This is a genomic window from Nostoc sp. TCL26-01 (assembly GCF_013393945.1).
Lineage (GTDB): Bacteria > Cyanobacteriota > Cyanobacteriia > Cyanobacteriales > Nostocaceae > Trichormus.
On the sequence record NZ_CP040297.1, the window covers coordinates 686,950 to 705,000 of the forward strand.

General features: G+C 42.4%; 19 protein-coding genes (1 of these 19 only partly in view). 4 read left to right on the forward strand and 15 right to left on the reverse strand.

The features are described 5' to 3' along the window. The first annotated feature begins 112 nt into the window (after positions 1-112). The gene (locus tag FD725_RS02855) at positions 113-1,279 is read left to right on the forward strand and encodes a sugar phosphate nucleotidyltransferase (protein WP_179046727.1); all 1,167 of its coding nucleotides are present in this window, start codon (positions 113-115) and stop codon (positions 1,277-1,279) included. Positions 1,280-1,371: 92 nt separating this feature from the next. Here FD725_RS02855 and speA read toward each other — a convergent pair whose 3' ends face one another. Further along, complete coding sequence (gene speA / locus FD725_RS02860) at positions 1,372-3,387, reverse strand: biosynthetic arginine decarboxylase (protein WP_179046728.1); 2,016 nt, start codon at positions 3,385-3,387, stop codon at positions 1,372-1,374. Positions 3,388-3,606: 219 nt separating this feature from the next. Here speA and ndk point away from each other — a divergent pair, with 219 nt between their 5' ends. Continuing rightward, the gene (gene ndk, locus FD725_RS02865; RefSeq protein ID WP_179046729.1) at positions 3,607-4,056 is read left to right on the forward strand and encodes a nucleoside-diphosphate kinase; all 450 of its coding nucleotides are present in this window, start codon (positions 3,607-3,609) and stop codon (positions 4,054-4,056) included. A 152-nt stretch (positions 4,057-4,208) separates the two neighbouring features. Here the strand turns inward: ndk and FD725_RS02870 are convergent, their stop codons facing one another. The 12 genes from FD725_RS02870 to yidD form a co-directional block, all read right to left on the reverse strand. Next, positions 4,209-4,931 (reverse strand): TerC family protein, encoded by a 723-nt coding sequence (locus FD725_RS02870; protein WP_179046730.1) that lies wholly within the window; start codon positions 4,929-4,931, stop codon positions 4,209-4,211. A gap of 201 nt (positions 4,932-5,132) precedes the next feature. Beyond that, complete coding sequence (locus tag FD725_RS02875) at positions 5,133-5,537, reverse strand: hypothetical protein (protein WP_179046731.1); 405 nt, start codon at positions 5,535-5,537, stop codon at positions 5,133-5,135. 188 nt (positions 5,538-5,725) lie between these two features. Continuing rightward, complete coding sequence (secF, locus tag FD725_RS02880; RefSeq protein WP_179046732.1) at positions 5,726-6,709, reverse strand: protein translocase subunit SecF; 984 nt, start codon at positions 6,707-6,709, stop codon at positions 5,726-5,728. Beyond that, positions 6,706-8,130, reverse strand: a complete 1,425-nt coding sequence (gene secD / locus FD725_RS02885) for a protein translocase subunit SecD (RefSeq protein WP_179051394.1) — start codon at positions 8,128-8,130, stop codon at positions 6,706-6,708. Before secD ends, secF begins: the two co-directional genes overlap by 4 nt. 76 nt (positions 8,131-8,206) lie before the next feature. Next, positions 8,207-8,500 (reverse strand): type II toxin-antitoxin system RelE/ParE family toxin, encoded by a 294-nt coding sequence (locus FD725_RS02890; protein ID WP_179046733.1) that lies wholly within the window; start codon positions 8,498-8,500, stop codon positions 8,207-8,209. A 14-nt stretch (positions 8,501-8,514) separates the two neighbouring features. Continuing rightward, entirely contained in the window at positions 8,515-8,757 is a 243-nt protein-coding gene (locus FD725_RS02895; protein ID WP_179046734.1) for a type II toxin-antitoxin system ParD family antitoxin, read from the reverse strand. Between the two features lie 34 nt (positions 8,758-8,791). Next, the gene (locus FD725_RS02900; protein WP_179046735.1) at positions 8,792-9,001 is read right to left on the reverse strand and encodes a hypothetical protein; all 210 of its coding nucleotides are present in this window, start codon (positions 8,999-9,001) and stop codon (positions 8,792-8,794) included. A 49-nt stretch (positions 9,002-9,050) separates the two neighbouring features. Continuing rightward, positions 9,051-10,034, reverse strand: a complete 984-nt coding sequence (locus tag FD725_RS02905) for an alpha-ketoacid dehydrogenase subunit beta (protein ID WP_179046736.1) — start codon at positions 10,032-10,034, stop codon at positions 9,051-9,053. 109 nt (positions 10,035-10,143) lie between these two features. Beyond that, positions 10,144-10,770 carry a Uma2 family endonuclease gene (locus FD725_RS02910; protein ID WP_179046737.1) on the reverse strand — a complete coding sequence of 209 codons (627 nt, stop codon included), beginning with the start codon at positions 10,768-10,770 and terminating at the stop codon, positions 10,144-10,146. A gap of 120 nt (positions 10,771-10,890) precedes the next feature. Further along, the gene (locus FD725_RS02915) at positions 10,891-11,178 is read right to left on the reverse strand and encodes a DNA-binding transcriptional regulator (RefSeq protein ID WP_179046738.1); all 288 of its coding nucleotides are present in this window, start codon (positions 11,176-11,178) and stop codon (positions 10,891-10,893) included. Positions 11,179-11,444: 266 nt separating this feature from the next. Continuing rightward, complete coding sequence (locus FD725_RS02920; RefSeq protein WP_179046739.1) at positions 11,445-12,461, reverse strand: sulfate/molybdate ABC transporter ATP-binding protein; 1,017 nt, start codon at positions 12,459-12,461, stop codon at positions 11,445-11,447. Positions 12,462-12,554: 93 nt separating this feature from the next. Continuing rightward, on the reverse strand, positions 12,555-13,076 hold the full coding sequence (gene yidD, locus FD725_RS02925) for a membrane protein insertion efficiency factor YidD (protein ID WP_179046740.1): 522 nt from the start codon (positions 13,074-13,076) through the stop codon (positions 12,555-12,557). A 188-nt stretch (positions 13,077-13,264) separates the two neighbouring features. Between yidD and chlP the strand changes: the two genes are divergently transcribed. Next, entirely contained in the window at positions 13,265-14,485 is a 1,221-nt protein-coding gene (gene chlP, locus FD725_RS02930; RefSeq protein WP_372726718.1) for a geranylgeranyl reductase, read from the forward strand. 381 nt (positions 14,486-14,866) lie between these two features. Here the strand turns inward: chlP and FD725_RS02935 are convergent, their stop codons facing one another. Further along, positions 14,867-15,610, reverse strand: coding sequence for a response regulator transcription factor (locus FD725_RS02935; RefSeq protein WP_179046742.1), 744 nt, complete (start codon positions 15,608-15,610; stop codon positions 14,867-14,869). 625 nt (positions 15,611-16,235) lie between these two features. Next, positions 16,236-16,853, reverse strand: a complete 618-nt coding sequence (locus FD725_RS02940) for a PEP-CTERM sorting domain-containing protein (RefSeq protein WP_179046743.1) — start codon at positions 16,851-16,853, stop codon at positions 16,236-16,238. Between the two features lie 752 nt (positions 16,854-17,605). Between FD725_RS02940 and FD725_RS02945 the strand changes: the two genes are divergently transcribed. Further along, positions 17,606-18,051, forward strand: partial view of an alkaline phosphatase PhoX gene (locus FD725_RS02945; RefSeq protein ID WP_179046744.1) — the beginning only. 910 nt of this gene lie beyond the right edge of the window; 446 of the gene's 1,356 nt are visible here — the first part of the coding sequence; it begins with the start codon at positions 17,606-17,608; the stop codon falls past the right edge of the window.

Below are 18,051 nucleotides of genomic sequence, written 5' to 3' on the forward strand. Positions count from 1 at the left end.
GTACATTCCTGTTATCCCTGTTGTCAGGGGTAACTTAGAGCAGAAATAAAAACTGATGATTAAGTATCTACTCAATGAAAGTAAACTGGCTTGTGGTTGAGGAATAACTTTTATGAAAGCGATGATTCTCGCGGCAGGTAAAGGTACTCGCGTGCGTCCGATTACCTATACAACTCCCAAACCGATGATTCCTATCCTGCAAAAGCCAGTGATGGAATTTCTACTGGAACTTTTACGCCAGCACGGATTTGATCAAATTATGGTCAACGTCAGTCATTTGGCTGAAGAAATTGAGAATTATTTCCGTGATGGTCAAAGATTTGGTGTGCAGATTGCCTATTCTTTTGAAGGCAAGATTGATGACGGTAAACTAGTCGGGGAAGCTATAGGATCGGCGGGAGGGATGCGCCGCATTCAAGATTTTTCACCGTTTTTTGATGATACTTTTGTGGTGTTATGCGGTGACGCTTTGATTGACCTAGATTTGACAGCGGCTGTGAAGTGGCATAAATCGAAAGGGTCGATCGCTACTATCATTACAAAAACAGTTCCTCGTGAAGAAGTTTCTAGTTACGGTGTGATTGTTACCGATGAAAACAGTCGCATCCAAGCCTTCCAAGAAAAACCATCGGTAGAGGAAGCACTCAGCACCAACATCAACACAGGGATCTACATTTTTGAACCAGAGGTGTTTAAATATATACCTTCTGGTGTGGAATATGATATCGGTAGCCAGCTATTTCCTAAGTTGGTAGAAATTGGTGCGCCTTTCTACGCGATTGCGATGGATTTTGAGTGGGTGGATATCGGGAAAGTCCCCGATTACTGGCGGGCGATTCGAGGCGTGTTGTTAGGGGAAATTAAGAATGTGCAAATTCCCGGTCATGAAGTCGCACCTGGTATTTATACTGGTTTAAATGTAGCCGTGAATTGGGACAAAGTAGATATTACAGGCCCAGTTTACATTGGCGGCATGACTCGGATTGAAGATGGAGCCAAAATCGTTGGCCCGGCGATGATTGGCCCTAACTGTTGGATATGCAGTGGGGCAACTGTCGATAATAGCCTGATCTTTGAGTGGTCACGATTGGGGCCAGGAGTCAGGCTAGTTGATAAGCTCGTGTTTGGTCGTTACTGCGTCGATAAAACTGGGGCATCTATTGACGTACAAGCAGCAGCTTTAGATTGGTTAATTACCGATGCTAGACAGACACCCCCAGAACACACCCCCGCAGAACGGCAAGCGATCGCTGAATTGTTGGGGACAAATGCGAGTTAGTCATTAGTCATTAGTCAATAGTCATTAGTCATTAGTTAAAACACCTGTAAAGGAAGTTCTACTATCGACTTTGGACTATTGACTGTTGACTCTTAACTATTCAAATACGTGTATCTTCTGAGACTCTGTTCGTAGGTTTGTAGCAAGCGCTGTGATTCGGCTAAGGTAATGCGCTTTTCTTCTAAGGCACGTTCGCAACGCTGGCGGATATGTTCTACCATATCCTCAGAGTCATATTGGACGTAGCTGACCACTTCACTCATGGTGTCGCCTTTGACTACGTGTTCAATTTGGTAGCCCTTGGGAGTCAGTTGGATATGGACGGCGTTGGTATCACCAAACAAGTTATGCAGATTACCCATAATTTCTTGGTAAGCACCATTGAGGAACATCCCTAAGTAGTATGGTTCCCCTGGTTGGAAATTGTGTAATTCCAAGACTGATTTGACATCACGCAGGTCAATAAAGCGATCAATTTTGCCATCACTATCACAAGTCAGGTCTGCAAGAATTCCCCGGCGTGTGGGTTCTTCATCTAGACGATGAATGGGCATAATCGGGAATAGCTGATCGATCGCCCAACAATCTGGTGCTGATTGAAACACTGAAAGATTAATGTAATAGATGGAAGCCATGATTTTTTCTAGGTCTTCCAACTCATCAGGTACATAATCATGCTGACGAATGATGTCAAGAATTTTTTGACAACAAGCCCAGTATAGGCGTTCGGCTTTGGCGCGTTCTCTCAGGCGTAAAATTCCCAAGTTGAAGCGGCTAATAGCTTCTTCTTTAAATTGGGTTGCGTCGTGGTAGAACTCTTGATAGTTCTCTTTGTTAATGGATTGATAGGTTTCCCACAGGTAATTAATCACTGGGGATTCACCCTCTTTGGGCGGTTCTGGATTATCGAGGGGGACATCACTAGTACTGAGAACATCAAAAATCAGTACAGATTGATGGGAAGCGATCGCCCTACCACTTTCGCTAATCAGGGTAGGTACGGGTATTTGCTTTTCTGCACAGGTATCTTTTAACTCTGCCACAATATCGTTGGCATAGTTCTGCATATTGTAGTTTTTCGAGGCGTAGAAGTTGGTTTGAGAACCGTCATAATCTACACCCAAGCCACCGCCAACATCGAGGTACTTCATATTTGCCCCCAAAGTTGCTAACTCTACGTAAATCCGGCTAGCTTCTTGGATGGCATCTTTAATTACATTGATGGCAGAAATTTGTGAACCAATGTGGAAGTGCATTAACTGCAAAGAATCCAACAAGTCAGCGTCACGCAACTTATCAACTGCTTGGATAATTTCGGGAATCGTCAGACCAAATTTAGCGCGATCGCCTGTGGATGTTCCCCAGCGTCCCATCCCCTGAGTACTTAATTTAGCCCTAACACCCAACATGGGTTTGATCCCCAATTGATGACTAGCCGCAATCACCAAATCGACTTCTTCCACCTGTTCTAAAACGATGATGGGCGTTTGGCCTAGTCTTTGGGATAACATGGCTGTTTCCACGTATTCCCGGTCTTTGTAGCCGTTGCAAATCAGCAAAGATCCTGGTGTATCCAATAAAGCCAAAGCAATCATTAACTCTGGTTTGGAACCAGCTTCTAAACCAAACTGATGGGGTTTACCAAACCGCACCAAATCTTCAATCAAATGCCGTTGCTGGTTACACTTAACAGGAAACACCCCACGATAGACACCAGGGTAATTGTAACGAGCGATCGCTTTCGCAAAACAAGCATTCAACCGTTCAATGCGGTCTTCTAGAATATCTGAAAAGCGAATAAGTAAGGGTAGTCCCAAACTACGCTGCTTCAGCGCGTTGACTAATTCAAACAAGTCTAAAGAACCACCGCGATCGCCTTTAGGGGAAACAGTGATATGTCCAGCTGCATTAATCGAAAAATAAGGTTGTCCCCAACCTTCAATCCGGTACAAAGCTTCACTGTCTTCGATTTTCCAAGCACCGCGAGGCGTATCTGAACCACTTGGCGGTAACAGCTTTTTGTGCTTGTGATTTTTCCCTTCTAGCTTATTGCCATTGGCGGGTACTTTTACCACCTCGTCTGATGTAGCAGTTGACTCAACACCCATGTCTAAACCTCTGTGTTTCACCCACGAATAAACAATTTAACTCATTCATTTGCCAACGTATATGCACTCAGAGATAATTTCTGAGATAAACTCTGATTGGTCAATGTCATTAGTCAGTTGTCATTAGTCAATGGTCAATAGTAAAAACTTTTAGACTATTGACTTTTGACCTTTGACTCTTGACAAAATAAAAATTTTATTAAGTTTTGGGAGATAGCTTTGGAACGCACATTCTTAGCAATTAAGCCTGATGGCGTACAGCGTGGACTCGTTGGTGAAATCATTCGTCGCTTTGAAACAAAAGGTTTTACCCTTGTTGGTTTAAAGTTCCTTCAAGTCAGCAGAGAATTAGCTGAACAGCACTATGGTGTACATAGAGAAAGACCATTCTTTCCCAGCTTAGTGGAATTTATTACTTCTGGCCCAGTGGTCGCTATGGTTTGGGAAGGTGATGGCGTGATTGCATCTGCCAGAAAAATTATTGGTGCAACAAATCCTTTAACAGCAGAACCAGGAACAATTCGTGGTGATTTCGGCATTAACATTGGGCGTAACCTCATCCACGGTTCTGATGCACCAGAAACAGCGCAAAAAGAAGTAGCACTATGGTTTAAAGACGAAGAACTAGTCAATTGGCAGCCACATTTAACACCTTGGTTGCACGAGTAGTTTAAATAGGGAGTAGGGAGTGATGAGTGCTGAGTGCTGAGTGATGAGTGCTGAGTAATTAATTATTCTCCTCTGCTCCTCTGCTCCTCTGCTCCTCTGCTCCTCTGCTCCTCTGCTCCTCTGCTCCCAATCCCCAATCCCCAATCCCTAACTCATTTCGATACTTCACTTTTCTCCGGTTCTACTTCGGGTGATTCAATCACACTACGTTTAGAAAATCCCCAGGTGAAAATTATAGCGATCGCTGTGATCATTAACCACTCTGGGGGGACAAAATCATCGTTGACTACTTTTAATAACAGACGTAAACCTACTAAAGCGACAGTAATGTAGCCTGCGTCTTCTAGGTTGGCAAATTCATCTAACCAACGAATAAACAATCCTGCCATAAATCGCAGTGTGATAATGCCAATTGTGGTTCCTGTCAGCACTAGCCAGGTTTCTTGGGAAACAGCGATCGCTGTTGTTACACTATCTAACGAAAATGCCAAATCGGTTAAGGCAATTACAGGTATAACTTGCAACAGGGAAGTAAACCGGGGGCCATGATGGTGTTCATCTTTGCTTTCTTCGGAAGTAAAGTGTTGAAATACCAGCCATAGGAGATAAGCCGCACCCAGAAGTTCAAATTGCCAGTATTTTTGTACCTCAGTGGCAGTCAACAATAAGGTTATGCGTAGTACATAAGCAACGACTAAACCAATGTTGAGTGCCTGGCCTTCTAATTTTTTATCTTCTAGTCCTTGGGCAATAGCAGCAAGGGCAATAGCATTGTCAGCAGATAGCACCGCCTCTAAAAATACTAATATTAGTAAGACTATGGGCGCTTCAACGCTGAAATGAAAGTGCAGGTAGTCAAAAATTTGGTCTAGCATTCCAGATTTCTCAAGCAGGGAAAATTTAAAATTTAGCAGTGATAGCCACTTTCATTGAAAAAGCGCAACAAATTGCTACTTTCATTCAGCTTAACGTGTAGACGGTACTTTCTGAAGGCGATCGCACATATATAAATAGGGCTTGCTGAAAAATTCCGCTTCACGGTAAGTGAGAGGCTGCTGTCAGTTTAAGCTAAATACTTAACGAAAAAGCCATTTCCATAAAGGGTGTGTAGGGCCTTGCTGTTTAATGTGAAATACTTGGTTTTCTAAACGCTGCTTTTCTCTTTGTGGTAAACCCAAGAGAATATTTCGACTTTGCCAAACTAAAACAGCAGCTGTCATTCCCAGACACAATCCTAATCCCAAAGTAGACCACGGATGATAAAACAGCCCATAACGCACCGCTACCCAAGTAAAGTACTGTTGCCACAAAGCAATTTCTGCACGTAAACCCCACAGAGATAGAGGTGCGATTGTCAGCCATAAACAGCCGACAAACAACCATCTACCATATACAGTCAGTTCGTGTAGCCTCTGAACTTGTGCAGCTAAAGATGGCTCTACGTTCTCAGTATTATTACCAAAGTTTGGCGGTTGTTCCATACATAGTAGTGGGGATTGGGGATTGGGGATTGGGGATTGGGTAATGTGGGAGGGAGTGCTGTAAAGCCCTTCTCCTCAAGGAGACGCTACGCGAACGGACATGGCTGCGCTTAGAGAGGTAGCGGGGCGATGCAGCCCGTGCTGAGTTTAGAACTAATGACCATTGACCATTGACTAATGACTATTGACTACTCAACCGATGTATCAGTTACACCAGCGCTAGCTGCTACTGTGGGTTCACCTTTGCGTTCTCGCCATAGGGTGAGGAGAGTACTGGCAATGAAAATACTAGAGTAGGCTCCCATTGTGAAGCCGATGATTAGGGCTAGGGCAAAGTTTTTCAGGGTTTCTCCACCGAAGAGGAAGATGGCAAATAATGTTAGTAAGGTTGTTAAGGTGGTGTTGATTGATCTACCTAGAGTTTGATTGACGGCATCATCGACAATTTCCGCAATGGGACGATGGGGATTAATTTGCAATGTCTCCCGGATGCGATCGTAAATTACTACTGTATCGTTAACGGAAAAACCAGTAATTGTCAGTAGGGCAACAATAAATAGGCTGTCTACTTCAGTACCAAAAACTAACCCAAAGATGGAAAATATGCCGGCGGTGATTAAGACATCATGGAAAAGGGCAATAATGGCAAATATGGCATAGTCCAACTGAAAGCGGAAGCTGAGGTAAACAATAATACCAACAAAGGATACAATCAGCGCGATGATACCAGAGGTGAATAACTCTCGTCCCAATGTCGGGCCAACGGTATCAAACTGGTTTTTCTGCTGGTCAAAAGCGCCGATTTTTTCGGTTAAAGCTGTTTGTAATTTGGTACGTTGTTCACCTTCTAGGGTTTTGGTGCGGATTAAGATGCCGTTTTCGGCGCGTGTATCTTTATCAGCAACAATTTGAATACTACTGTCACCTAAACCTTCAGTTTTAGCTACTTCCCGAACAACATTGATATCAATTGGTTTGTCACAGTTACCGGGTTTGGTACAATCTCTTTCAAATTGCAAGCGTGTACCACCGACAAAATCTAGACTAGGGCGGAGTGGTGCTTTGATAGTGGGGTTTTGCCAAGAAATCACCATAGAGATTAGACCGACAAGAATGATGGCGCTGGAGATAGTCCACCAAAGCGATCGCGATTTATTGATACTAAGTTTCATGAAGTCACCTCTGCCTGATTCGATGCACTGGTTCCTGGCAGGTTAGGACAGAATAGTTCTGGTTTGCGTAGGGAAGGTATGGTGATTGCCAAAAACATCAAGGTACGACTACAAGTAATGGCAGTAAACATACTCACAGCCACCCCTAAAGCCAAGGTAAGGGCAAAACCTTTGACTAAACCTGCACCTAACCAAAATAGGGCTGCACAAGCAATTACTGTTGTCACATTGCCATCTAAAATACTGGAGAAAGCACGATAAAAGCCAGATTCTACAGAACGATAGAGGGATTTACCTGCTTTGAGTTCTTCCCGTGTGCGTTCAAAAATCAGGACGTTGGCATCTACTGCCATCCCAATACTTAAAATGAACCCAGCAATTCCTGGTAGAGTCAAGGTTACACCCAATAACGCAAAGGTAGCCCAGGTGAGGATAGCGTAGATAATTAAGGCGATATCGGCAATTAGCCCAGGTAGTCGATAATACACCACCATAAATACGAGGACTAAAGCTAAACCACCCAACCCAGCGTAAATACTGCTGGTGATACTGTCTTTACCCAAGGTTGCACCAACTGTGCGGATTTCGGCAATTTCCACGGGTACAGGTAATGCACCACCCCGTAATTGTACGCCTAAATCATTGGCTTGTTGTGGTGTAAACCGACCTGTAATAATAGCTGCACCACCTGTAATCCCGGTAGCGGCAAATTCTGGCCCAACAACAGGAGAACTAATTAATTCATTATCTAAAAATATGCCGATACTACGCCCTGTTCCCGCCAAATTTTTGGTCAGTTCGGCAAATAGTTCGCCACCTTTCTGATCGAAACGAATGGCTACGTTCCAATTATTACCCTGTTGGGTTGGTTCACCGTAAGCATCTTTGAGATGTTGACCATCTAGGGGTGGTTTTGTGCTGGCAAACAATTCGGCGATCGCTTGATTATTTTTTTGTAATTCTTCTAAATTTTTATTAATGGCTGCTTTATCGTTGCTCTTTTTTAACTCTTCTTGTTTGGCTTTCAGTTCTACTCGTGATGTCTGGAAAGCAAATAGTTGGGTTTCTGTACCGGATTTTTGTGTGCGAAACTCTAACTGTGCTGTACCACCTAGCACTCGTTCAGCCTGTTCTGGGTCATTCACCCCTGGTAACTGGACAAGAATTTTATCTCCACCCACGGTTTGAATCACTGGTTCAGAAACGCCGAGGCCATTGATTCTACCTTCGACGACTTTTTTTACTCCATCTAATTCCCGTTCGGTGATTTGCTTAATTTCGGCTGAGGGTTTCACCTGAATTGTCAGCTGTGAACCTCCACGCAAATCTAAACCCAAGGGTATGGGAATGATGTAAATCACCGCAATGGCGGCGATTAATAAAACTACAATCAACGCTAATAGCGATCGCTGTCTCTGCATACCATAACTCGCAACTGACAAACGCTATAATAACGCTCTTTGCAAGAGTTATGAGCTATTAGTTAAGAGTTGTGAGTTACAAATCAAAAATTGATTCAATATCTCTGGAACCATGCAGAATCCGAATGACATCAATGCCATCCTCAATTTCCTGATAAAACACTACAAAGTTTCTCACTGGAAAGCTACGTAAACCCACAGACAGTTCTTCTCTTCGCTTACCCATCCCAGGATTACACGCTAAATTCTGCAACTTTACTGCTAACAAGTCGAGCAACTCATCGGCTTTATCTAAGTTATTCTCTGCAATGAAGTTCCAAATTTCTAGCAAGTCTAATTCAGCACGTGGGCGTTTAACAATCTTCACCACTATTGAATTTTCCTTTATTGGCGGTTCTGCCTAGCTTTAGCTTTAATTTCTTGGATATCAAGTAGGGTGGCTTCACCACTATCAAGTCCGACTTGAATTTCTTGCTGTAGTTCTTGCAAGCGCATTTTTTGCACATGATCCCTTTCCTGAAGCAAACGTAATCCTTCATGGATAACTTCGCTGGCAGAATCGTACATACCACTAGCAAGCTTTTCCTGTATGTAATGCTCAAGTTGTGGTGTCAGGGATACATTCATAATCTTTTTACTTTATCTATTCTCTTCTCTGCCTTTAGTTTATAACAGTAGATAAAAAATAATGAGTGCTGTTAGCGGAAGCGGGGCGTTTAGCCCGTGCTGAGTGAGGGAGGGAGTGAGAGAGTGAGAGAGTGCTGTTAGCGGTAGCGGGGCGTTTAGCCCGTGCTGAGTGCTGAGTGATGAGTGAGAGAGTGATGAGTGCTGAGTCCTGAGTGCTGAGTTGTAATTCTTCTTTTCTCCCCATCTCCTCATCTCCCCATCTCCCCATCTCCCCAGTCCCCAGTCCCCAATATCTACACTCGCAAAGCCACCATTTTCTGCACTGCTTCCACGATTTGCTCTGGCTGAACAATTGTCAGACGTTCCAGAGTCCCGTTATAAGGTGTGGGAATATCTTGTGATGATAGTCTTAGTACTGGTGCGTCTAATTCATCAAAAAAGCGATCGTTAATTGAAGCGATTAATTCGGCTGCAATACCCCCAGTTCTCATAGCTTCTTCCACAATAATTACTTTGTGGGTTTTGCGTATGGATGCACCAATGGTTTCTAAATCTAGTGGTTTAAGCGAGATTAAGTCAATAACTTCGGGATCGTAACCTTGTTTTTCTAAAGCCTTGACAGCTTGGACTACGTGATGCCGCATCCGCGAATAGGTTAAAATTGTCACATCTTTACCCTGACGAACAATTTCTGCCTTATCTAAGGGTAGGAGATATTCTTCTTCCGGTAAGTTTTCTTTCAGGTTATATAGTAAGACGTGTTCAAAGAACAATACAGGATTATCGTCTCTGATGGCAGATTTTAGTAATCCTTTGGCGTTGTAAGGTGTCGAACAGGTAACAATCTTTAAACCTGGAACAGCTTGGAAGTATGTTTCTAGACGTTGGGAGTGTTCTGCACCCAATTGTCTACCCACACCACCAGGGCCACGAATTACCAAGGGAATTTTAAAGTTACCGCCGGAGGTGTAACGCAGCATCCCCGCATTGTTAGAGATTTGGTTGAAGGCGAGGAGCAAAAAGCCCATGTTCATCCCTTCAATTATCGGTCTTAATCCAGTCATGGCTGCGCCGACCGCCATACCCGTAAAGCTATTTTCCGCGATGGGTGTATCTAAAATTCTCAGTTCACCATATTTTTTATACAGGTCTTTGGTGACTTTGTAAGAACCACCGTAGTGACCTACATCTTCGCCAAGGACGAATACGCTGGAATCACGTGCCATTTCTTCGTCAATGGCTTCCCGCAGAGCGTTGAAGAATAATGTTTCTGCCATTTATACTTTTTTAACGACTATTATTTTAGAATTTTATCGCGCCCTTGTGACGAATATGGTGAGCGATCGCACCAGTTAGAAATTGCTTGACTCTTCCCAACGCCAAGTCCTATGTTGTCACGCTTCCAGCTTGGAAAATTTGTGCGGCGGTTAAATTCAACTCTGGAAATGTTAGCGACTGGATAAGTTCATTTCCCCGAAATTTCTGCATCTGATACTCACCTTCCTCCAATGAGCAAACTAAGATAGTTGGTTGTTTAGGTTCACCAATGAATTTTCTCCCACCCAAAGCGGCATAGTCAACAATCCAGTATTCAGGAATGCCCATTTGCTCATAGTCAGCATATTTCTTATGATAATCATCCCGCCAGTTAGTACTGACCACTTCGATGACGAGAGGAGTTGATGCTGCTTGACTTACAGTTGATTCTTTTTTCCAACGTAGTTCATTGACTAGGTTGGAGCGATTTAATATCAGCACATCTGGAGAATAGGCTGAGTCACTCTCAACTGGTTTAACGAATGCTGTTTTGGGGATGAAATAAGGGAAATTTAAGTGACTGTACTCTAAAGTGAGTTTTGTAGCTAAAAATCCAACTATTTCCTCATGATCGCCGACAGGTGGAGCCACTTCAACAATTACTCCGTCATATAGTTCGTAGCGTTTTTGTGAGTTGTCTGGATACCACTCAACAAATTCATCAAATGTGACTATTTTACGTAGAGTTTGCGCCATAAGCAATTTCACACTGAGAAAATTTTCTCTAGTTTAGTATTTTTGTACCATATTTACTTAAACTCTGTGTCTCTGTGGTGAAAAAATTATTTACTTAACACGAAGACACAAAGAAATATTTCAACTACAAACTGGCGAATCAACCTGTGCTACTTGATGTTCGGGAAAGCGTCTTGGTCTTCCTGGTTTACGTTTATGTCGTTGATTAATGGATTTTTCGCTGGCGGTGGCTAGTTCTTCCGGTGTACATTTGAACAAACGTAAAGCGTCCAAGTATTTTTTTGGTGTCATTGTTGGTTCAGTTCGTCCAGCTTCCCAGTTACGCACACTGGTTTCACTGATTGCAAGCCTGAAGGCTACTTCAGCACGGCTGAGGCCTGCACGTTCTCTCAGGACTTGCATATCCATATCTCATGCTCCCCCTTAAAAAACTTAAATTTGTTTTTTTAAATCAATTGACTTTTATATGTCAATATTAAAAATCAAAAATGTATTAACTATATTCTTTTATATGTCATAAGCGATCGCTTAACACTCTAGCAAACGAGGTAATTTCTCATGCTTAGGGTATAGGCTGGGGGAAACTCTCTTGTTTGTGATAGTTTTAAACCCATAACAATAAGAGCAGAGTATAAAATCTATCCTCTGCCCTGTCGTGAATTTACTTTGTAATTTTAGATGGAGTAGTACAAAGGAAAGGATTTTGCATCCTTCGGTTTTACGTAGACTTTTTGTTGTGCTTCTAACTCTAACTCGTTATAGCGATCGCGTGTCAGATGAGCTGTGACTATTTGTCCATCGTCTAGGGTCAATTCCACCTGAATTTCCCAACCTAAGTGAATCAACCGACTGACTGTAGCTGTCGCCGTTGCCCCGTTAGCATTGCGTTCAATAATCACATCCTGGGGACGCAAAAATACTTCTGGGTGTGCTGCATCGAAGCCACTGCTTTGAAAGATTCGGGAACTACTGGGTAAAACATTGACTGGGCCAATAAAGCTCATCACAAAGGCTGTAGCAGGATTATCGTAAATATCTGCTGGAGTTCCTATCTGTTCTACACGTCCTTTATTCATCACCACAACTTCATCCGAGACTTCCATTGCTTCTTCTTGGTCGTGGGTGACGAAAACTGTGGTAACATGAACTTCATCATGGAGGCGGCGTAACCATGCGCGTAAGTCTTTGCGGACTTTAGCATCCAGCGCTCCGAATGGTTCATCTAGAAGTAATACACTAGGTTCTACTGCTAAGGCTCTGGCTAGGGCTACCCTCTGCCTTTGACCCCCAGAAAGTTGGGAAGGATAGCGATCGCCTAATCCACCTAACTGGACTAGTTCTAATAATTGTTCTACGCGACCTTGAATTTTTTTAGCCGGAGCCTTACGAATTTCTAAGCCAAAAGCAATATTTTGCCGCACTGTCAAGTGCTTAAATAAAGCATAGTGCTGAAACACAAACCCAATGTTGCGCTCCTGCACGCTTTGATTAGTGGCATCCTTACCTGTCAGAATAATTTTGCCGCTATCAGGCTTTTCCAGACCAGCAATTAAACGCAGTAAAGTAGACTTTCCTGATCCCGATGGCCCTAACAAAGCCACCAAGGAACCACTTTGGATTTCTAAGTTTACCTGATCAACTGCTTTAAAGCTCCCGAACTGCTTGGATACGTTTTCAACTACAATTCCCACTGCCGCTACACCTCTGCAATTTTATCTACGGCTTATTGCTAGGATTACCGTGTTTAATATATACCATACATAATCTTAATTGGATATGAAGATTTAGTTGCCACAACTCCCACAATCCCCCGAACCACAATCTAGAGAGCTACAATCTCCCGAACCGCAATCCAGAGAATGACAATCTCCCGAACTGCAATCATTAATACCACAATCCAGAGAATTACAATCACCCAGATCACCACAATCAGGAATGGAACTGGCGCAATCAATCATGGAATGATGATCACAAGAATTATGCTGATAACGCCTACCTCTTTGGGGAGAAGTTGGTTGTTCAGATGGTTCGTCAGGTTCTAAGTCGTTGATTTGTGAGCGAGTAGGCGATCGCAAAATTAAATTAGCTTGTTTACAAGCTTGAAATCTAGCACGGGATTTGTGCCAGCCTGCACTCACTCCTTCCTCAGAGATCACACGCTTAATATATTGGGAACAAGATTCACCCCCATATAATATGCGATGAGCGCAAGCAAAACCTTTGTGAGGGGAAATGTGTTTTTGATAGTTAGCGATCGCATTTATACTGAGTTGTCTGGTAAGTGAATCTAGCAGTGAAAGTTGCATAACTTGAGTTGTAGATATATTTCTAATTACTTAAGCTACCCATTTATCCGCCCCTATTTCTCCGCTATCTTTGTATCAAAAGGTTAAGGAATATTGCGTTTGTCGCAAATCCTGGGGGTAAAGCGCCAAATCACCCAAAAGACCGTGGTACTATGCTTTCGGTAAATGTGAAGATTGGGAGAAGACCTTTGACACTACGGGTTGCTGTTGTTGGGTCAGGCCCAGCTGGTTCCTCTGCTGCTGAAACACTAGCCAAAGCTGGGATTGAGACCTACCTGTTTGAGCGCAAATTAGATAACGCCAAACCTTGTGGGGGTGCAATTCCCCTATGTATGGTGAGTGAGTTTGACTTACCACCAGAAATTATTGATCGGCAAGTGCGGAAGATGAAAATGATTTCACCTTCCAACCGTGAAGTTGATATCAATCTGATAAACCAAGAAGAATATATAGGAATGTGCCGCCGGGAAGTATTAGATGGATTTCTCCGGAATCGGGCAGCAAAACTAGGTGCAAATTTAATCAATGCCACCGTTCATAAAGTTGATATCCCAACAAACAATACAGACCCCTATACGATTCATTATGTAGACCATAATGAAGGCGGCGTACAAGGAGTAACCAAAACCCTCAAAGTAGATGTAATTATTGGGGCAGATGGGGCTAATTCTCGCATTGCCAAAGAGATGGATGCTGGGGATTATAATTATGCGATCGCTTTCCAAGAGCGTATCCGCCTCCCTCAAGATAAAATGGACTACTACAACGACCTTGCTGAAATGTACGTTGGCAATGACGTTTCCTCTGACTTCTACGCTTGGGTGTTCCCCAAATATGACCACGTAGCTGTGGGTACTGGCACAATGCACATCAACAAAGCCAGCATCAAACAGTTACAAGCAGGTATCCGCGCTCGTGCTAGCGAAAAATTAGCAGGCGGCAAAATCATCAAAGTCGAAGCACATCCCATCCCCGAACATCCCCGCCCCCGGCGCGTCGTTGGACGCATAGCCTTAGTTGGCGATGCTGCTGGCTATGTTACCAAATCTTCCGGCGAAGGTATTTACTTTGCCGCTAAATCTGGGCGGATGTGTGCCGAAACCATTGTGGAAATGTCCAATAGTGGTAGTCGTATTCCCACAGAAAACGACCTAAAAATTTATCTCAAGCGCTGGGATAAAAAATATGGGTTGACCTACAAAGTGCTAGACATCCTGCAAACAGTATTCTATCGCTCTGATGCCACCCGTGAGGCGTTTGTCGAGATGTGTGGTGACCTTGATGTCCAAAAGCTCACCTTTGACAGCTATCTGTATAAAACAGTCGTCCCCGCTAATCCTATCACCCAGATGAAAATTACCGCTAAAACAATCGGTAGCCTCATCCGTGGTAACGCTCTAGCACCCTAATTTAACAAAAACCTTGACTAGTGGCGTGTCCAGCCTACAGTAGTGTATTAGGCGTAGGTTGCTTCCGCGTAGCGGTATTACGTAGGCGCAAGCCTTCCCGTAGGGTATTACGAATTTATTAAATAGCACTCCCTGAATTCTGCCAACAGGGAGTGCTATTTTATTACCTAGTCAAGTTTAGTGTTGATTCGTAGCGATGTGGGTGTCATGCTGTAGGGTAAGTAGCTACGCGGAACGTAGACGCGCATAAAGCGGCTGATTGAAGAGTGTACCTCCCGTGAGGCTACTCTGCCTGGCAAACTGCATTTCCCTCAGTCTGACACATAAGCTTACGGATAGATGAAATCAAGGACTCAGTGTAATACCCTAGTAAGCAAGATTTCATTCAACAACGGATGTAGTAGCTCCTTCCCCTGAAGGTGGTACACTTGGCAATTCCAGGCAATAGCCCGCACCATATACTGTCTTAATATAGCGGGGATGACGAGGATCGGGTTCCAGTTTTGTTCTCAAATGCCGGATATGCACTCTAATCGTTTCAATGTCGTCATCAGGGTCGTAACCCCATACTTCTCTTAAGATTTCACTAGGAGAAACAGTCTGTCCATGACGTTGCAGCAAACAGTGGAGTAATTCAAACTCCAAGTGAGTCAGTTTGACAGTCTCACTGAACCATATAGCCTCAAACCTCTCTGGAACCAAAGTTAGAGGGCCATAGTTCAAAATTTCACTGTGTTTTGCAGCTTGCGGAATGCGGTCAGTACGACGCAATAATGCCCGTACTCGTGCTAGCATTTCCTCTACTTCAAATGGCTTTGTCAGGTAATCATCTGCGCCGGCGTTGAAGCCTTCCACCTTGTCTTGAGTTTGGCTGAGGGCAGTCAACATCAAAACAGGAATCTCTGCTGTACGCTCATCTCGACGCAAGCGCTGGCAAACTGTAAATCCATCTACTCTGGGCAACATCAAATCAAGCATGATCAAGTCCGGTTGTAGCTGGAGAGCTAGTGCTTGACCTTTGATGCCGTCTTCAGCTTGGCTAACGTCGTAGCCAGCCATCTCTAGGTTGACAGCAACAAGTTCGGAAATCGCTGGGTCATCGTCTATGACAAGAATCCTTGGCATTCTTAAAAAATTATTACTACTTATTAAGGATAAATAAGAACCTTTGGTAGATACAAAGATTTCTGTCTTGATTATAAAGAAGATTTTAAATCTAACATAAACCTTAAAACTATATATATTGAGAAAAAAATGTCAGAATATCCAAAATTTTTCACAAGCTGCGTTTGATTCCCTATGAAAAAGTCCTGTATAACAGCGTGATTAAGCGCACTTGAGCGAAATTCTGAAGAGAAAATACTAACTTCTAGTGTAGGTATATCGAGTAGTATGGTGATTAGCCTTAGTGGAGATATGGAGCGATCGCTGCATTATTCCATACACAGCCTTTTAACAGATACCCCAAACCAGACATAGATAAGCTACTCAGGTGAATGTGCATCCCATCAATAGAACCTGATTATAAAGCCAGCCAAATTTCACAACTGTTTTAGATGTAACATTATGCCAAAGAAGCCTGCGATCGCAGGCTTCTTTTGGATTAGAGTCTTCATTAAAGCCAGATGAAAACCCTTGTTTTTTAGCCGCCTTAAAACTTCTATCTCCCAAAAGCCCTAAGCATCAAAGTTAGAATAGTCTTCGATTACATTATTGCTCAAGCTAGCTTTGACTCAATCAGATTAACTGACTAAGCAGATGCTGGCTTTTTTTTAAGAACTCTGCTAAGGCAGCCAATTGCTAATAACCCTAAAATGGTTCCAGGCTCAGGAATCACAGCTGCTGTCAATTGACCACCGTTATCTAATCTACAAGTTGGGAATGTGTCACAGACTTCCTCAGAAAGGTCATCTTTCAGGAATATAGTAGCTGCTGATAGTCCTTGAGCAGGATTGATGTAAGTATAGAAATCTAATCCGGTTGGTTGAGTATTAAAGTCAATCCCTAAATCAAAACCGTTAGCTGTGTCAAAATTATCGCTTTGTAACACAGTATTAGTAGCTGTATCAAAGTTGAAATTGAAAGTAGTATCAGCAGGATTGGGAAAATTGTATTTGAACTCCTGCAATAAAGTTCCCTGGGGGTTGAAAAACGAAATAGCAAAGCTGGTCAGCTGCTCTTTAGTAACGATACCTTCTGGAGAAGAATTATCGTAGGTAAACCTTCCTTTAGCTGAATAACCTTGGTTTCCTGTCCAAGAAAGACTAAAAGCAGCAGCATCGGCGCTAGGCATATTGACTAATGCAGCCATTGACGCAATACCAGCAACAGCTACAGTAGTTTTGATTTGGTTACGAATGCTTTTCATTGTTTTGGATTACAACAGTAATTTCTGGTGTGGTTCTACTTGTCAGTAGTTTTTTCAACATGAGAATCAACACTGATATGACTTACACAAAGCCACAGGCTTTTCATGATTATTGTCAAGAATCAATGGTACGAAAATATTAATTTTCGCTATTAGTTTTTGACTATCTTCATAAAGGTTTGTGCTTTATATATGTAAATCTTAATTAATTATTTTTTGATCAGGTAAAATTGACAATTTACCTTTGAGAAGCATGGTGTCTCATAAACAAATAATTGCTTATTTGAGACTAATGACATCAAATTCTTTTGGTTGATGTCTGATTAATCTCTAAGATACCTTTGCGGAAATCTTACCACCAGATTCGATCTAATGATGTGATTTATCTTTAATTTTTTCAAAAAGATTTTATATTAATATGAGAAAAATTGCCTTAATTAAATTTATCTTTAACTATCCTTAATCAAGCTTTGTATTGTGATTGAAAATGGATATATCGTTTATCTTAATTCTGCTTAAACCAAGTATTTAGAACTAATTAATATATTTATTCGCATTTTTGTAGACCTTGAAAAGGTATGATTGTCTATTTGCAAGTCATTATCACATAATGATTCTATAAAAATAATTTTTTTCTAGAAATCATAAGAACATCTTTGATGAAATAAATAGAAATTAAATTACACATTACCTCTTCTTAATCAATATCAAATAATTTTGGTATGGCATTTTAAGTAACCAAAACATCTATTATGCAACTATCAAGACGTAAATTTTTTACATTAGCAGGTGCAAGTGCTGCTGGTACTGTACTTTCATCTCCTTTAGAAGGTCTTCTTGCTAGAAAAGCTAATGGTCAACCTGTATTTGGTGGAGGGTATGGACCACTTGTACCAGATGCTAAAGGCTTGTTAGATTTACCTGCGGGATTTCAATATGTAACATTATCTAGCACTGGCGAACTCATGAACGATGGTACTTTAGTACCTGGCGCTCATGATGGTATGGCTGCTTTCCCCGGCCCTAGAAATACAGTAATTTTGGTACGTAATCACGAATTGAGTACTGGTTTAACTGGTTCCAGAACACAAGGCTCAAAACCCTATGATCCTATTGCTAAAGGTGGTACTACGACTCTAGTTGTTGGTGCTAATCGTCAACTTATCAAACACTTCGTTTCTTTAAGTGGAACTATTCG

What these genes read in the sequence shown, in the direction of transcription:
- FD725_RS02855 (WP_179046727.1), top strand. Translation starts at nt 113, where the DNA reads ATGAAAGCGATGATTCTCGCGGCAGGTAAAGGTACTCGCGTGCGTCCG.
- speA (WP_179046728.1), bottom strand. Translation starts at nt 3,387, where the DNA reads ATGGGTGTTGAGTCAACTGCTACATCAGACGAGGTGGTAAAAGTACCC.
- FD725_RS02870 (WP_179046730.1), bottom strand. Translation starts at nt 4,931, where the DNA reads ATGCTAGACCAAATTTTTGACTACCTGCACTTTCATTTCAGCGTTGAA.
- FD725_RS02875 (WP_179046731.1), bottom strand. Translation starts at nt 5,537, where the DNA reads ATGGAACAACCGCCAAACTTTGGTAATAATACTGAGAACGTAGAGCCA.
- secF (WP_179046732.1), bottom strand. Translation starts at nt 6,709, where the DNA reads ATGAAACTTAGTATCAATAAATCGCGATCGCTTTGGTGGACTATCTCC.
- secD (WP_179051394.1), bottom strand. Translation starts at nt 8,130, where the DNA reads ATGCAGAGACAGCGATCGCTATTAGCGTTGATTGTAGTTTTATTAATC.
- FD725_RS02895 (WP_179046734.1), bottom strand. Translation starts at nt 8,757, where the DNA reads ATGAATGTATCCCTGACACCACAACTTGAGCATTACATACAGGAAAAG.
- FD725_RS02900 (WP_179046735.1), bottom strand. Translation starts at nt 9,001, where the DNA reads ATGGGGAGAAAAGAAGAATTACAACTCAGCACTCAGGACTCAGCACTC.
- FD725_RS02905 (WP_179046736.1), bottom strand. Translation starts at nt 10,034, where the DNA reads ATGGCAGAAACATTATTCTTCAACGCTCTGCGGGAAGCCATTGACGAA.
- FD725_RS02910 (WP_179046737.1), bottom strand. Translation starts at nt 10,770, where the DNA reads ATGGCGCAAACTCTACGTAAAATAGTCACATTTGATGAATTTGTTGAG.
- FD725_RS02915 (WP_179046738.1), bottom strand. Translation starts at nt 11,178, where the DNA reads ATGGATATGCAAGTCCTGAGAGAACGTGCAGGCCTCAGCCGTGCTGAA.
- yidD (WP_179046740.1), bottom strand. Translation starts at nt 13,076, where the DNA reads ATGCAACTTTCACTGCTAGATTCACTTACCAGACAACTCAGTATAAAT.
- FD725_RS02935 (WP_179046742.1), bottom strand. Translation starts at nt 15,610, where the DNA reads ATGCCAAGGATTCTTGTCATAGACGATGACCCAGCGATTTCCGAACTT.
- FD725_RS02940 (WP_179046743.1), bottom strand. Translation starts at nt 16,853, where the DNA reads ATGAAAAGCATTCGTAACCAAATCAAAACTACTGTAGCTGTTGCTGGT.